The following is a 14882-nucleotide window of genomic DNA, read 5'->3' as shown; positions in this document are numbered from 1 at the left end:
GTCGCCGAATATCACCCTGGCGGGGAAGAAAAGGTGTACCCGGCAAGCGGAAAAGGGTACGGTGGGCGCCCCCCTTTCCAGGAGGTATCCGGGTGTCTCTTTTCCCACGGCAACGAAGCCGGCGGGTAACGGTCGACGAACTGCTGGCGCGCACGACGGGCGACGACGTGGTGCCGGACAATGCCGTCCGGCACCGGCTGGATCCCCGGGCCCGGCCGGACGGCGGCCGGGAAAAGCGGGACGTCCTGCGCCGGTGCGCCGCGGCGGCCGCCGTCGTCGCGGCGGTGTGCCTGACGGCGTTCGCCGCGACGTCGAAGCCCACGCCGACCGGGTCGGTCGCGGCGGCACCGCCGCTGTCCGAGGAACCGGCGATCTCCGAGCCGCCCGCCTCGGTCTTCACCGGCACCGCACCCGCGCCGTCGCCATCACCGTCGCCTTCGCCGTCCACATCGGCCCCGGCCACCCCTTCCGCCTCGGTTCCGGCGCCCCCTCCGGCTACCCCGGCGCCCCAGCCACACCGGGCCCCGGCCACCACCTCCGCCGCCCCCGCTCCCAAACCGGTGGTGGTTTCCTGCACGGTCCGGTTCACGATCACCGACTCCTGGCCCGGCGGATTCACCGCCTCCGTGGGCATCACCAACACCGGCAGTTCCGCGGTTTCACCGTGGACCCTCACGTGGACGTTCACCGCGGGCCAGCAGGTCACGCACGGCTGGGACGGCGAATACACGCAGTCCGGCGACCGGGTGACGGTCCACCCGGCGTCGTACAATCCGACGATCGCCGCGTCCACCACGACCAACATCGGCTTCAACGGCTCGTACTCAGGCACGAATCCCGCCCCCGTCGGATTCACGCTGAACGGCACGCGCTGCGGGCGTTCTTCCTGACACCGGACACCGTTTTGTCAGGAGTCCTGAGACGCGCCCGAAAGTGAATTCTTCGAACACCGGCAGGACCCTTTGCTCGAAACGTTTCGATGTGGTTACATCACAACCCGTTCGGTCTGAGAGCGCTCCCAGAGGCGACCACATGCCACTGGGCCGGCCGTCCCCATCAGTGTCAGCTCCCGAAGGAGAACCCGGAACATGCGCACCAGAACGAAGGCGGCCACCGTGCTGGCGGCCCTCGCCGTCGGCGGGGCCGTCGTCACGACGTGGTCCACGGCCCAGGCCGCCGGATCGACGTTCTACACCGATCCCGGCACCGCCGCGGCCAAGTGGGTCGCGGCCAACCCCGGCGACTCGCGCGCCGCGGTCATCCGCGACCGCATCGCCTCGGTGCCCCAGGCAAGGTGGTTCACCACCACGAACACCGCCACCGTGCGCGGCGAGGTCGACGCCTACGTCGGCGCCGCGGCCGCCGCGGGCAAGGTCCCGATCATGGTGGTCTACGACATCCCCAACCGCGACTGCGGCGGCGCGAGCAGCGGTGGCGCGCCCTCCCACGACGCCTACCGGGCCTGGGTCGACCAGGTCGCCGCGGGCCTCGCCGGCCGTCCGGCGGCCATCGTGCTCGAGCCCGACGTGCTCGCGCTCATGACGAGCTGCCAGAGCGCCGACCAGCAGCGGCAGACCACGGCGTCGATCGCCTACGCGGGCAAGAAACTCAAGGCAGGCTCCGCGCAGGCCAAGGTGTACTTCGACATCGGGCACTCCGCCTGGCTCTCCCCCGCCGACGCCGCCTCGCGGCTGCGCGCGGCGGACATCTCCAACAGCGCGGACGGCATCTCCACCAACGTGTCCAACTACCGCGCCACCGCCGACGAAGTCGCCTACGACAAAGCCGTCCTCGACCAGCTCGGCGACTCGCGGCTGAAGGGCGTCGTCGACACCAGCCGCAACGGCAACGGCCCGCAGGGCAGCGAATGGTGCGACCCGGCAGGCCGCGCCATCGGCACGCCGAGCACCGACCAGACCGGCGACAGCCGGATCGCGGCCTTCCTCTGGATCAAGCCGCCGGGCGAGGCCGACGGCTGCATTGCCGCCGCCGGTGAGTTCGTCCCGCAGCGCGCCTACGACCTCGCCGTCGCGGCGGGCCCGGTCACGACAACGCCGCCGACCACGCAGCCGACCACACCGACCACGACGACGGTTCCGCCCACCACCACGACGACCCCGCCGACGACGACCGTCCCCACCACCCCGCAGGTTCCCGGCACCTGCAAGGTCACCCAGCGGGTCAACGCCTGGTCCACCGGCTACACCGGAGAGATCGTCATCGAGAACCACGGCGCGGCGCTCAACGGCTGGACGCTGACGTTCTCCGCGCCCGGCGTGACCGTCACCCAGGGCTGGAACGGGACCTGGACCGACGCCGGGGACACCGTCAAGGTGGAAAGCCTGTCCTGGAACGGCAATCTGCCCGCGGGCGGCACCGTCACGGTCGGCTACAACGCCGACTTCACCGGCGGCAACCCGCCGTTCGGCTCGCCCGCCCTCAACGGAGTGTCCTGCTCCTGATCCCGCCGGCACAACGGAAGCCGCTTCGGAACCCGGTTCCGAAGCGGCTTCCGTGCGGGGACCGCCCCTCAGGTCTGGCGGCAGGTGAGCTGCGGACGGCCGGGAGTGCCCGACGGGACGTCGAGGATGAAGCCGAAGGACGCCGACGCGTCGGGTTCGAGCAGGGCGTTCCAGCCGAGGTCGCGCACGGCCACCGTGGGTCCCTGACGGCTGAGCGCGCCGCTCCACAGCTGGCGGATGTCGTTCTCGGCAGGCAGTTTCCAGCTGACCACCCAGCCCGACAGCCGCGTCGGCCGGTCATTGTGGACAGTGACGAGCACCTGGGCACCGTCGTTCCAGACGTTCGTGATGTCGAACCGCGCCGAGCAGCCCGCCTGCCGGATCTCCTGCATGGGTTTCGGCACCGGGACGGCCCGGCTGCTCGTCGCGACGACGGGCGGGGCGGCCGTGACGCTCGACAGCGGCGCGGGAACGGCCACGGCAGGCGGCACCTCGGCCGTCCCGCGGGTCTGCGGCTCGCCGGCGGTGCCCGCCCACACCAGGCTTCCCGCGACGACCAGGGAGGCGGCGGCCACCGCGGCCACGCGACGGTGCCGCCGCGGCGGTGCCGCGACCGGCCGGTCCGGCGCGGTCATCACCGCCCTGAGCAGGTCCACGACCTCGGGCATCGCCGGACGCGCGGCCGGGTCGTGGTCGAGCATCCGCAGGATGATGTCGGCGAGGGGTCCCTCGTGGTGCGGCGGGGTGAGCCGTCCGCTCACGATGCGGCGCAGGATCGAGGTCGTCCTGATACTGGCACCGAACGGCGGGCAACCCTCGAGCGCGGTGTACAGCGTGGCACCGAGGGAGAAAACGTCGGACGGGCAGCCGCCCGCGTAGCCCGCGGCGACCTCCGGAGCGACGTACGCCGGCGTGCCGACGACGCCCACGACCCGGTCCGCCGGCTCGTCGCCGACGGCCCGGGAGTAGCCGAAGTCGGTGATCTTGGCGATCCCGTCGCCGGTGACGAGCACGTTGTTCGGCGAGACGTCCCCGTGGACGACACCCTTAGCGTGCGCGGCCGCCAGTGCCGAGGCGATCCGCCTGCCGAGCCGGGCGACCTCCCGCGGGGGCAGGGGTCCCTGCGCCACCAGCAGCTCGGTGAGCGACCGGGACGGCAGGTATTCCAGCACCAGGTACATCGAGCCCGACTCTTCGAACACGTCGTGGACGCCGATGGCGTACGGGTGGTCGATCCGCGAACCCAGCCGGGCCTCCTGGATCGCCGGGTCGCAGACGTCCGCGCCGTGCGCGGGCCCCCACGGGCTGTCCAGCTGCTTGATCGCGACAATGCGGTCCAGCCGTTCGTCGACGGCCCGCCAGACCACACTCGTGGCGCCGCGGCCCACTTCGCCGGCAATCCGGTACCGGCCGTTGACGAGCTGATCCTCGAAAGCCATCCCAACCCCTGTGGCAATTCTGAAGAAAGGACGGGAACAACCCGCAAACCCGGACTCGGGCTCAGCTCACGATAGCACACCGGAGCACCGGCGGATCGCCACGAACACCCGCCCTACCAAGGGTTTTACTGTCGACGGAAAGATCTCATACACCACGGGAAGTGGCAGGATGCAACTTGCCATCCCGGTTCGACCGATTCGACGTCGCACGCCGAAAATTCGGCATAATCACGCCGGTGGACGAGATTTACAAGCCCCCGAAAAGTCTTCTACGCTCGGCGGGGAATGGATGACCCGCAGCGCAGCGTGGATCCAGGGAAGTGGCCGCATGACTCCTCGAAGAACCGAGCCTGCGATCGGCGTGCTGACGGCTCCGTCGGCGTCGCTGGCCACCAGCCGGACCCTGGACGCGATCACGGTGGCCGCCGCGGCCGAGGGATATGCGGTCACCGTGCTGCACGTGGACGCCCCCGGCACACCGGCGGCGGCGAGGGCGGCGCGGGTGCTCGGCAGCCGCGCGGTGGACGGCGTGGTCGTCCTCGACGTGCACCGCGACCTCGGCCCGGCCGGGATTTCCGTGCCACCAGGGCTCCCCGCGGTCGTGGTCGGCGCGAACCCGCAGGACACGGCGTCCACTGTCGACACCGACCACGTCCAGGGCGCCGCGGCGGCCACGGAGTACCTGCTGGGCCTCGGTCACGAGAGCGTCTGGCACGTCGCGGGCCCCACGGACTCGTTCGCGGCCCTCGGCCGGGAACGGGGCTGGCGCCGGACGCTGGCACATTTCGACCGCAAGATCCCGCCCGCCGTGACCGGCGACTGGACGGCCGAGTCCGGCTACCGGCTGGGCCACATCCTGTGCCGCGAGCCCACGGTGACGGCGGTGTTCGCGGCGAACGACCAGATGGCCCTCGGGGTACTGAGGGCCCTGCACGAATCCGGCCGGTCGGTACCCGGCGACGTCAGCGTGGCGGGCTTCGACGACATCCCCGAGGCCGCAAGCTTCTGGCCCCCGCTCACCACGGTCCGGCAGTCCTTTCCGGAACTGGGCCGCCAGGTGGTGCGGACCCTGCTCGCCGAACTGTGTTTCGGCACCAGGGAGGAAACATCGCTGTTCGTCCCGGCCACGCTGGCCGTCCGGTCGAGCACCGGCCCGGCACCCTGGTGACCCCGCCGGGCTGAAAGGGACTTCCTTGCATCTGTTGAGACGAAAGGCCCGTTCGCTGCACCAGATGTGCCGAAAGCGCCTTTCAGCCCACCTGGCTCGGATCACCCAGGGCAGCTCCCTCCGCTGCCGTGCTCGCGGAGGTGTTCTCCGGAAGGTACCCGGGCCGGACGGCGGGAGCGCTTCGCCGTCCGGCCCGGGAATTCTCACTGCACCGGCGGGTAGGCGTTCTGGACCAGCTGCTCGAACTGGGCCTCGAACCACTTGCCGGACAGCGGGGCGTCCGGCAGCGCACCGGTCAGGTTGCCGCCGTTGGCCTGCTGCGTGCCGTGGAACGTCGGGTCGCACATCGGGTCGAAACCCTTGCCTTCGTCGTTCGGGATCTGCTTGCTCGCGCCGTCGGACTCACCCGGCGGCTTGATCCACACGTAGGCGTCGAAGTGCGGGGCCGGCGAAGCCGTCGGGCGCGCACCCAGGCCCGCGCCGCTCTGGTTGCACCAGTTGCCGCGGTGCAGGCGCCGGTCCACCCTGCCCGAGTTGACGTAGTCGTCCACAGTGGACCCCGTGGCCTTGCCGGGCCGGGCCGTGCCGCCCCAGCCGTTGCGCGAGGTGTCGATCAGCATGCCGATGCTGCTCGGCAGGCCCGCCGCCACGAACGCGTTGTACATCGCCGTGCCGTAGGACGACTCGTCGAAGTACGGGTTCCACTCGTAGAACTTCGCCGACTTCAGCGGCTGCCCACCCACCTGCAACGTCGGGTCCGGCAGGTTCGGCTCCGTCGTCGGCGTGTAGTTCGCCGTGGCGCTGATGAACCCGTCGACACTGTTCACCCCGGCCGTCGTACCCTGCAGGGTCTGCTTGACCAGGTTGACGAACGGGCCGAAGTTGCTGTCCCAGCCCAGCCACGCCGAATGCGCGATGTCCAGGTAGTTGTACACGTTGGAGATCGCGTGCAGCTTGTTCAGCGCGTACTGGACACCCTGCACGTACGCCCCGCTCGACTGCGCCTCCGCGCACTTGGCCAGCGAGGTGTTGGTGATCAGGTTCGGCAGCGAGTCCGGCTCGATCACCGTCACGATCCGCAGCGGCTTGTACTTCGGGTCGGCCAGGATCGCCGCGATCGGGTCGATGTACTCGGCCTTGTAGCGGGCCAGCCCGTTCTGCGCGATCAGCAGCTCACCGTTGGACGCCAGCGCCGAGCAGTCCCGGTTCGGCAGGTCGTAGATCACGATCTGGATCGTCACCGGGGTGCTGCCGGACTGCTGTGCCAGCGCCGCGTCCAAGTGCCCGCGCAGACCCCGCGAGCTCGACGTCCCCGCGATCGCCGCGATCCGGTCCAGCCACACCGCCGTGGAGGTGTTGGCCACCTTGGCCATCTGGGCACCCAGCGTCCCGCCCTTGGCCGCAGCCGCCGCACTCACCTCGGCCGACCAATCGGGGTTCACGTACCCCTTCGCCCCGGCGTACGGATTGTCGACGTGACCGTCACCGCCACCCGGATCCGTCGGCGTGGTCGGCGTCGTGGGCGTGGTCGGCGTCGTGGGGGTCGTCGGGGTGGTGGGCGTGGTCGGGGTCGTGGACGGGCCGCCCGTCGTGCCGTCGCAGTGGACGCCGTTGAGGGAGAACGACCCCGGGATGTCGTTGGTGCCGGAATACGAGGCGTTGAACCCGAAGTTCACCGTGGCGCCGGAGCCCAGCGCCGGGTTCCAGTCGGGGTTCTTGGCCGTGACGTGCTTGCCGGTCTGGCCGATCGTGGCGTTCCAGCCCTGCTGGACCTGCTGGTTGCCGCCGAAGTCCCACTCCAGCCGCCAGCCGGTCGGCAGCGCGTCACCCAGGTTCGTCACGGTGACGTTCCCGGTGAACCCGGTGTCCCACTGGTTGACCGTGTAGGCGACCTTGCAGCCGGCCGCGGCGACGGCGGGACTGCCGCCGATCACCAGCAACCCGGCGGTGACGGCGGCCGCCGTCACCGAGGACGCGGCGGCGAGTGCCGCCCGGCGTCCGGGGGATCGCAATGGACTCTTCATCGAGCTTGCTCCTCTTCTTCTTCCGGGATTTCCGCTCAGCCGAACAGGTCGACGTGGACGGCGAAGGCCGTGGCGATTTCCGACTGCGCCCAGAACCGGTGGTAGGTGAACGTCGGCGCGGCGCCGCCGTTCAGGTAGGCCTGGACCTTGGGCCACTGCGGGTCGTTCTGGTAGAAGGACCGGATCGACAGGAACGTGGAGTTCGCGTTGATCGGGTCGCCGTTGGGCATGGTGCCCGTCCAGCCCGAGGGCACGTACAGGCCCTGGTCGGTCGTGGCGTTGTACTTGTCGTCGAACCGGTCGTAGTCGGTCCGGGTCTCCGGCACGGCGATGCCCTTGGCGTCGGTGTTGGCCGACAGGGCGTTCAGCAGCTGCTCACCGACGGTCTTGGCCTGGGCGTTGCCCGAGCCGGCCGCGTAGTACAGCAGCGTCTTGGCCAGGGAAGCCGCGACACCGACGTCCTGGCTGTAGTTCTTCACCGTGACGTGCAGGTTCGCGTTCGCGCCGGGGCTGGTGGCGTTCCACGTGTCCGGCGCGCCGCTCCAGACGAGGTCCGAGGGGACCTGGAACGTCCCGCCGGTCCCGACCTTGGTACCCGCGATGGCCCACGGGACCCACTTGTCGAGGATCTTCTTGGCCCGCGGGTCCTTCGTCGCCTGGTACAGCTCGGCGATGCGTTCCATGCCCCAGGTCTGGAAGCCGAACCACTGGTTGCTCGGCGGGTCGTGCCAGACCGGCTGCTGGTCGTAGAACATCCCGTAGAACGTCGGCGAACCGGCGGGCGGGGCGGCGTACGAGCCGTCCCAGCTGTTGGTCGCGCCGCCGGCGATGCCGCCGTCGGCCGACTGCAGCCACTGCAGGAACTCCAGCTGGCGGTTGAGGCTGGTCGCCCAGTCGCTCGCACCGGTCGCCGAGGTCACCTTGAGCCCGGGGTCGGCCGAGAGCGCGTAGGCCGCCAGTGGGTTCTGGTAGCCCTGGTGGGCCGCACTGTCGCCGATCCGCCAGGCCCAGGGGCTGGCCGGGTCGAGCGAGCCACCCCAGGCGTAGTACCAGGAAATCAGGTAGTGCTCGCTGTCCTTGCCGGTGCCCGCCGCGCAGGCCGCGGCACCGACGCAGTTGCCGATCTTCTTGTAGTACTTGTCGAACAGCGAGTACCGCAGGTAGTCGCCCATCTTCGACGCCTTCTTGACGACGGCGGCGATGTCGGCGCTCTTGCCCTGTGCCTGGGCCCACTTCTGGGCCTGGAAAGCCACCTGCACGACGCGGGCGTCCGCGTCGGGGGCGTCGGTGTACTTCCACTGCTTCGCGTAGGAGGAGTCACCGGTGAACAGGTCGAGGTAGCCGTTCTTGCCACCGAACTTCATCGTGTCGCAGCTGGGCTGGGTGACGGTCTCCCAGACGGACTCCTGCGAGCCGCGCTGGAAGGTGTTGATGAACGCCGGCGCGGTGTTCGTGCCGTCCTCGCAGTGGCCGAAGCCGTAGATGTTGTCCACGTCGAGCAGCCAGTGCATGCCGTAGACGTCCGGCGACCCGTAAGCCGCCTTCAGCTCGGCCGCGATCGGGTCCGACCCGACCGGAACGGTGGGCTGAAGCTGCGACGGATACCCGGTGGGGCTGGGGTGTTCCGCCGCGTACGTCGCGGGTTTGGCCGCGTTGTATCCCGAGTTGCCCGGCTGGTCGGCCGCGGACGGGATCGCGTACGTCTCGATCGAGGTCCACGCCTGGTTGAACGGAGCCCAGTCCCCGGTCACCCGCCCGTAGGACGCCTCCAGCCACAGGTAGTAGCTGAACGCCTCCGACGTCGTCTCGTGCCCGTGATCCGGCGCCTCCACGATCAGCGTCTCGACCGAGTGATACGGCACCAGGATGTTCCCGAACTTCCGGAAGTACCCGTTGTTCGGATCCTTGATCTTGTTGTACTGCGTCAGGAACGCCAGCTGATAATCCGACGTCGACGACGAAATCTCGTTCACCGTCACCGTCGCCGCCGTATAGCCACTGCTGGACGCGGTGAAGGTCGCGGAACCCAGCGCACCGCCGTTGTCCGCGCTGGTCACCGTGACGTTCTGCGGCACGTTCCAGTTCGACGTCGTGAACGTCAGGCTCGCCGGGCTCGCCGTCAGATCCGTGCTGCCCGCCGTCCGCGCCACCGCCACCGTCACCGGCGCCGTCGGCGCACCCGCCAGCGACACCGCGAACGTCGTCGTGCCGCCCTGCTTGACCTGCGCCGTCGCCGGAGACGCCACAATCGTCGGCCCCGACAGCACCTTCACACTCACCGGCGACGAGGTCGTGCTCGCGCCCTTGTTGTCATACGCCTTCGCCGTGATCGCATACGTCCCCGCCGGAACATTGCCCCAGCTGCCCTCGAACGGCGCCGCCGTGTCCGTCGCCAGCAACGTGTCCCCAGCGTAGAACTCGACCTTGCTCACCGTGCCGTCACTGTCCGCCGCCGTCGCCGCCAACGGAATCGTCGCCGGCGCGTAGTACGTCCCCGTCGACGACGGCGAGGTCAGGGTGACCGTCGGTGCCTTGTTCGCACCCGTGCAGGCGGTGCCGTTCACGGAAAAGTCTGTGGGTGGCCGGTTGGCCGAGCCCTTCGAGCCGTTGAACCCGAACGACGTGCTCGCACCCGTGTCCAGATGACCGTTGTACGACAGGTTCGACGCGGTCACCGCGGGCCCGTTCTGGGCGAAGTCCGCGCTCCAGCCCTGCTGGACCTTCTGACCGTCCAGGAACGTCCAGCCGACCTTCCAGCTGTCCAGCGGCGCACCGTCGTTACGCAGCGACACGTTCGCCGTGAACCCGGTGTCCCAGTCATTGGTGGTGTAGGTGACCGAACAGGCGATATCGGCGCCGAGCGCCGGAGGTGGAGCCGCAAGCACGGCGGCCGAGGCCACCGTGCCCAGGACGAGCGCGAGCGCGCGCCGTCTCGGGGAGGAACGCATGGCCGGAACTCCTTTGTCCGTCGAGAGAAGCCAAGGACTCTGGGAGCGCTTCCAGAGCCGAGCGGAAGGAAACCACGACACATCCGCCGATGTAAAGGTCCGTTTCGAAGAAACTCGCGCGGCAGCGGTGTATTCGACGAAATCAGTTACACGGTGTTCCGACAGCGGTCGGGCGACCCTTCGCGGCCCGCCCGCGTCACCCGTTCAGCAGCACTTGGCCTGGTCAGACGCTACAGCGGAACTGACGAAAACTCAGAACTGAGTGATCGTCAGTCAGCGTATGGGACATCATATATTAACCGCATTAACGCAATGTCCGGTGAAACTCTTTCGTTCTCGCGTTCTCCGTGGTTACATCGAGACACTTCGACTGAGAGCGCTCCCAGAGCGCCGGAGCAGGTGGAGACAGCAATGAAGCTGAGGCATGTCCTGTCCGCGGCGGCACTGGCCGTCGCCGGTCTCACCGCACCGGCCGTCGCCGCGGCCCCCGCCGCGCACGCCGACACCCTGATCTGCGACCAGTACGGCTCCACCACCATCGGGGGCAAGTACGTCGTCATGAACAACCGCTGGGGCAGCAGCGCCCAGCAGTGCATCAACGTCACCTCGAGCGGGTTCCGGATCCAGACCCAGCAGGGCTCGACGTCGACCAGCGGCGCGCCACTGTCCTATCCGGCCGTCTACGTCGGCTGTCACTACGGGAACTGCTCCCCCGGCACGAACCTGCCCCGCCAGCTGAGCCAGATCGGCAGCGCGCCGTCGTCGATCTCCTACAGTTACGTCGGCGGCTCGGCCTACGACGCCTCCTACGACATCTGGCTGGACCCCACCGCCAAGACGACCGGGGTCAACCAGATGGAACTGATGATCTGGTTCGACCGCCAGGGCGGCCCGCAGCCCGTCGGCAGCCCGGTGGGCACCACCTCGATCGGCGGCCGCAGCTGGGAGGTGTGGCAGGGCAACAACGGCGGCAACGACGTGCTCTCCTACGTGGCGCCGTCGGCGATCTCGGGCTGGTCGTTCGACGTCATGGACTTCGTCCGGGACGTCGACGCCCGCACCCGTGTCGACAGCTCCTGGTACCTGACCAGCATCCAGGCCGGGTTCGAGCCGTGGAACGGCGGCGCGGGCCTCGCCGTGAACTCGTTCTCCGCCGACGTCGCCGCCGGCAGCGGCTCGGGCACGGGCGGCGGCACCGGCGGCGGCACGGGCCAGGCGATCGTCGGCCAGGGCAGCGGCCGCTGCCTGGACCTGCAGGGCAACGGCACCGGCGACGGCACGCCGGTCCAGCTGTGGGACTGCACCGGCCAGGGCAACCAGAAGTGGGCCCGCACCGGCAGCACGTTCACCAACCCCGCCACCGGCAAGTGCCTGGACGTCGCCAACGGCTCGACGGCCAACGGAACCGAAGTGCGCCTGTGGGGCTGCAACGGCTCCGGCGCCCAGAACTGGCAGGTCAACGGCAACGGCACGATCACCAACCCGCAGTCGGGCAAGTGCCTGGACGCCGCCGGCCAGGGCACGGCGAACGGCACCCGCATCCAGATCTGGGACTGCTACGGCAGCGGCACCCAGGCCAACCAGGTCTGGTCGCTGCGCTGACCCGGTGGTGCCCCGCAGGAGGAGGCGGGGCACCACCCCCTGCAGGAAACGTGTGAAACTTTCGCACCAGCATGGCGTTTCCGCAACGATTGGCCGGGCGGCCGCGAGAGTGGTGTTAGCGTTCACATCTCTGCCGTAGCACGACTCACCGTCAACGTTGATGGGAGTTTCCGTTGTCCGATCACTTTTCCCGCACCCCACGACGATTCCGTCCTCTGTGGACTGCCTGCGCACTGGCCGCCGCCGTCTTCGCCGCCGCACCGGGCACCGCGGCCGCGGCCGGTCCCGCCCAGGTCGTTCCCGTGGCACCGAACGACTCGCCCGCCACGATCGTCGCCAACGCCGCGAACGTCGTCCCGTCGCCGCGGCAGCTGGCCTGGCAGCGGCTGGAGCGGATGGCGTTCATCCACTTCGGCGTCAACACCTTCACCGACCGGGAATGGGGCACCGGCACCGAGGACCCCAACGTCTTCCAGCCCGCCGGCCTGAACACCGACCAGTGGGCGGCCTCCCTGAAGGCCGCCGGGTTCAAGGGCGGCATCCTCACCGCCAAGCACCACGACGGCTTCCTGCTGTTCCCCTCGAAGTACTCCGCCTTCGGCGTCGCCTCCGACCGCGCGTGGCAGAACGGCGCCGGTGACGTCGTCCGGAACTTCACCGACTCCATGCACAAGTACGGGCTGAAGGCCGGGATCTACCTGTCCCCGGCCGACCTGCACGAGAACCTCAGCGGCGGCCGGTTCGCCAACGGCAGCGCCGCGAAGCCGGTGACCATCCCGGGCGACCCGTCGGAGGTCGTCAACGGCGTCACGTTCCAGTTCACTTCAGATGATTACAACACCTACTTCGAGAACACGATCTACGAGCTGATGTCCCGCTACGGCCCGATCGACGAGGTGTGGTGGGACATGGCCAACCCCACCGGCCGCACCCAGCCGTACAACTTCCTCGACTGGATCAAGATCGTCCGCACCCTGCAGCCCGGCGCGGCGATGGAGAACGACGGCGGGCCGGACATCCGCTGGATCGGCAACGAGAACGGGTACGCCCGCCAGTCCGAGACGTCGGTGGTGCCCTACACCGGCAACGCCGCGATCGCCGCCGACAACATCGTCAACCCGCCGGGCGGCAACGGCGCCGCCGACCTGGGCAGCGACAGCCTGCTGTCCCAGCGCAAACCGGACGGGACCAGTGCCTGGAACTACCTGAAGTGGTCGCCCGGCGAATGCAACGGGACGCTGTCCGCGCGCCACGACTGGTTCTGGCACCCCAACGAGACGTGGCGAGGCGTGCCGGAACTGGAGGACATGTACTACGCCTCGGTCGGCCGCAACTGCAACATGCTGCTCAACGTCTCGCCGAACCGCCAGGGCCAGCTCGACCAGTCCGCGGTGACCGTGCTGTCGGACTTCAACGCCCGGCTCACCGGCACGTTCGGCACCAACCTCGCCGCCGGGGCGGCCGTCGCCAATGACACCGGGACGGCCAACGCGGCCGGGCACGCCCCCGCCCAGGCGCTGGACGGCAACCTCGACAGCTCCTGGCAGCCGTCGGCCACGACCGGTGGCCTGGTGTTCACCCTGCCCGCGCCACGGACGTTCGACGTCCTGTCGGTGCAGGAGGACCTGAACCTCGGCCAGCGGGTGCGCTCCTACGCCGTGGACGCCTGGACCGGCAGCGGATGGACCCAGCTCGCGACCGACACCACGATCGGGCAGAAGAAGCTGACGCGGCTGGCGGCACCGGTCACCACCAGCCAGGTCCGGCTGCGCGTCACCAGCTCGCGGGCGGCACCGGCGATCGCCGAGTTCGGCCTGTTCAAACGGCCCGGCGGCAGCACACAGGAGGGCAGTATCACCGCCACCGCGTCGGGCCGGTGCGTCGACGTCAACGGCCAGAGCACCGCCAACGGCGCCACGGTCCAGCTATGGGACTGCAACGGCGGCGCGAACCAGCGCTGGACCGCGACGGCGGCCAAGCAGCTGACCGTCTACGGGACCAAGTGCCTCGACGCCTACGGCGCGGGCACCACCCCCGGCACGCCGGTGGTGATCTGGGACTGCCACGGCGGGACCAACCAGCAGTGGACGGTCAATGCCGACGGAACCATCACCGGCATCCAGTCCGGGCTGTGCCTGGACGCGAGTGGTGCCGCCACCGCGAACGGCACGAAGCTCGTGCTCTGGACCTGCACGGGCGCGGCGAACCAGAAATGGCAGTTCCGCTGACGGTGGAAACCTCCGGCGCCGGCACGGACCCCGATGTCCACGCCGGCGCCGGAGGTGGTCCGGTAAGGAGGGCTGCCGCCGACCCCCCCGTGTCGATTACCCGTATGTTAGCGCTCACATTGGGTGGCGGCAAGAATTCGAAGCATTCGACAAGAGGCTCTCCCCTCGGCGGGTCGTTTCCGCCGAAGATCATTGACGGACACCGAATCCGGTGCGATAGTCCTCGGTATTCCCGCTTTCCGCCGTCGGCGTCCGGCACTTCCGTGGCCGAACCGTTTCGACGGCTGGGCAATGCAGCCCGGAAAGGACGTCACCATGCGCCGAGCAGCCCGCTCCTTCGTGGTTTCGCTGGTCGCCGCGGCCGCCGTCGCCATGACGGCAGGCACCGCCGAAGCAGCCACCTGGTACTCGACGGACAAGTGGGGGACCTGGTCCGACGGCGGGTACACCCTCCGCAACGACGTCTGGGGCAGCGGCGCCGGCCCGCAGACGATCTGGGCGAATTCCTACAGCAACTGGGGTGTCTGGGCCGACCACCCGAACACCGGCGGCGTCAAGTCCTATCCGCATTCCGCGAAGAACGTCGGCCGCACGCTCAGTTCCCTGCGCTCGGTCACGAGCAATTTCGCGGTGGCCCGGCCCGGCGCAGGCGCCTACGAAACCGCGTATGACATCTGGGCGAACAACAACGCCTACGAAATCATGCTGTGGATGAACAAGCAGGGCCCGGTCGGCCCGATCGGCAGCTACCAGACCACCGTGAGTGTCGGCGGCCATTCCTGGGACGTCTACCGCGGTTCCAACGGCGCGAACGAGGTGTTCTCCTTCCTGCGCACCTCGAACACCGACTCGGGCTGGGTCGACGTGCTGGCCGTCCTCAACTGGATCAAGGCCCGTGGCTGGTACGGCGACGTGACGCTCGGCGAGGTCCAGTTCGGCTTCGAAATCACCTCCTCGGCCGGTGGCATGGACTTCCGGGCCGACAGCTACTCCGTCTCCGCTTCCTGACAG

At 69.3% G+C, this 14882-nt stretch carries 9 protein-coding genes; 6 read left to right on the top strand and 3 right to left on the bottom strand.

Translation table 11 applies throughout. The annotated features are described in order from the left end of the window. Positions 1-92: 92 nt before the first annotated feature. Together ABJI51_RS05455 and ABJI51_RS05450 are read left to right on the top strand one after the other, a co-directional pair. Positions 93-890 carry a cellulose binding domain-containing protein gene (locus ABJI51_RS05455; RefSeq protein ID WP_348947901.1) on the top strand — a complete coding sequence of 266 codons (798 nt, stop codon included), beginning with the start codon at positions 93-95 and terminating at the stop codon, positions 888-890. 198 nt (positions 891-1088) lie between these two features. Continuing rightward, positions 1089-2462, top strand: coding sequence for a glycoside hydrolase family 6 protein (locus ABJI51_RS05450; RefSeq protein ID WP_348947899.1), 1374 nt, complete (start codon positions 1089-1091; stop codon positions 2460-2462). Between the two features lie 68 nt (positions 2463-2530). On the opposite strand, the gene ABJI51_RS05445 is transcribed toward ABJI51_RS05450, so the two are convergent. Continuing rightward, the gene (locus ABJI51_RS05445; protein ID WP_348947897.1) at positions 2531-3901 is read right to left on the bottom strand and encodes a protein kinase domain-containing protein; all 1371 of its coding nucleotides are present in this window, start codon (positions 3899-3901) and stop codon (positions 2531-2533) included. Between the two features lie 328 nt (positions 3902-4229). Here ABJI51_RS05445 and ABJI51_RS05440 point away from each other — a divergent pair, with 328 nt between their 5' ends. Beyond that, on the top strand, positions 4230-5069 hold the full coding sequence (locus ABJI51_RS05440; RefSeq protein WP_348947895.1) for a substrate-binding domain-containing protein: 840 nt from the start codon (positions 4230-4232) through the stop codon (positions 5067-5069). A 203-nt stretch (positions 5070-5272) separates the two neighbouring features. On the opposite strand, the gene ABJI51_RS05435 is transcribed toward ABJI51_RS05440, so the two are convergent. Together ABJI51_RS05435 and ABJI51_RS05430 are read right to left on the bottom strand one after the other, a co-directional pair. Continuing rightward, positions 5273-7093, bottom strand: coding sequence for a glycoside hydrolase family 6 protein (locus ABJI51_RS05435; protein ID WP_348947893.1), 1821 nt, complete (start codon positions 7091-7093; stop codon positions 5273-5275). A gap of 35 nt (positions 7094-7128) precedes the next feature. Then, a complete protein-coding gene (locus ABJI51_RS05430; RefSeq protein ID WP_348947891.1) occupies positions 7129-10041 on the bottom strand; it encodes a glycoside hydrolase family 48 protein in 2913 nt (970 codons plus the stop codon). A 411-nt stretch (positions 10042-10452) separates the two neighbouring features. Here ABJI51_RS05430 and ABJI51_RS05425 point away from each other — a divergent pair, with 411 nt between their 5' ends. The 3 genes from ABJI51_RS05425 to ABJI51_RS05415 all read left to right on the top strand — a co-directional run bounded on the left by ABJI51_RS05425 (position 10453) and on the right by ABJI51_RS05415 (position 14879). Continuing rightward, entirely contained in the window at positions 10453-11643 is a 1191-nt protein-coding gene (locus ABJI51_RS05425) for a GH12 family glycosyl hydrolase domain-containing protein (RefSeq protein WP_348947889.1), read from the top strand. Between the two features lie 302 nt (positions 11644-11945). Then, the gene (locus ABJI51_RS05420; protein ID WP_348947887.1) at positions 11946-13871 is read left to right on the top strand and encodes a ricin-type beta-trefoil lectin domain protein; all 1926 of its coding nucleotides are present in this window, start codon (positions 11946-11948) and stop codon (positions 13869-13871) included. A gap of 315 nt (positions 13872-14186) precedes the next feature. Then, positions 14187-14879, top strand: a complete 693-nt coding sequence (locus ABJI51_RS05415; protein ID WP_348947886.1) for a glycoside hydrolase family 12 protein — start codon at positions 14187-14189, stop codon at positions 14877-14879. The last annotated feature ends 3 nt before the right edge of the window (positions 14880-14882 follow it).

It is taken from the genome of Amycolatopsis melonis, assembly GCF_040064235.1.
In the GTDB taxonomy this organism is placed as follows: Bacteria; Actinomycetota; Actinomycetes; order Mycobacteriales; family Pseudonocardiaceae; genus Amycolatopsis; species Amycolatopsis melonis.
Note: the sequence above shows the minus strand (reverse complement) of the source record. Positions and strands in the feature narration are given on the sequence as shown.

Coding starts and splice junctions, on each gene's coding strand:
- ABJI51_RS05450 (WP_348947899.1), top strand. CDS start 1,089: ATGCGCACCAGAACGAAGGCGGCCACCGTGCTGGCGGCCCTCGCCGTC.
- ABJI51_RS05445 (WP_348947897.1), bottom strand. CDS start 3,901: ATGGCTTTCGAGGATCAGCTCGTCAACGGCCGGTACCGGATTGCCGGC.
- ABJI51_RS05440 (WP_348947895.1), top strand. CDS start 4,230: ATGACTCCTCGAAGAACCGAGCCTGCGATCGGCGTGCTGACGGCTCCG.
- ABJI51_RS05435 (WP_348947893.1), bottom strand. CDS start 7,093: ATGAAGAGTCCATTGCGATCCCCCGGACGCCGGGCGGCACTCGCCGCC.
- ABJI51_RS05430 (WP_348947891.1), bottom strand. CDS start 10,041: ATGCGTTCCTCCCCGAGACGGCGCGCGCTCGCGCTCGTCCTGGGCACG.
- ABJI51_RS05425 (WP_348947889.1), top strand. CDS start 10,453: ATGAAGCTGAGGCATGTCCTGTCCGCGGCGGCACTGGCCGTCGCCGGT.
- ABJI51_RS05415 (WP_348947886.1), top strand. CDS start 14,187: ATGCGCCGAGCAGCCCGCTCCTTCGTGGTTTCGCTGGTCGCCGCGGCC.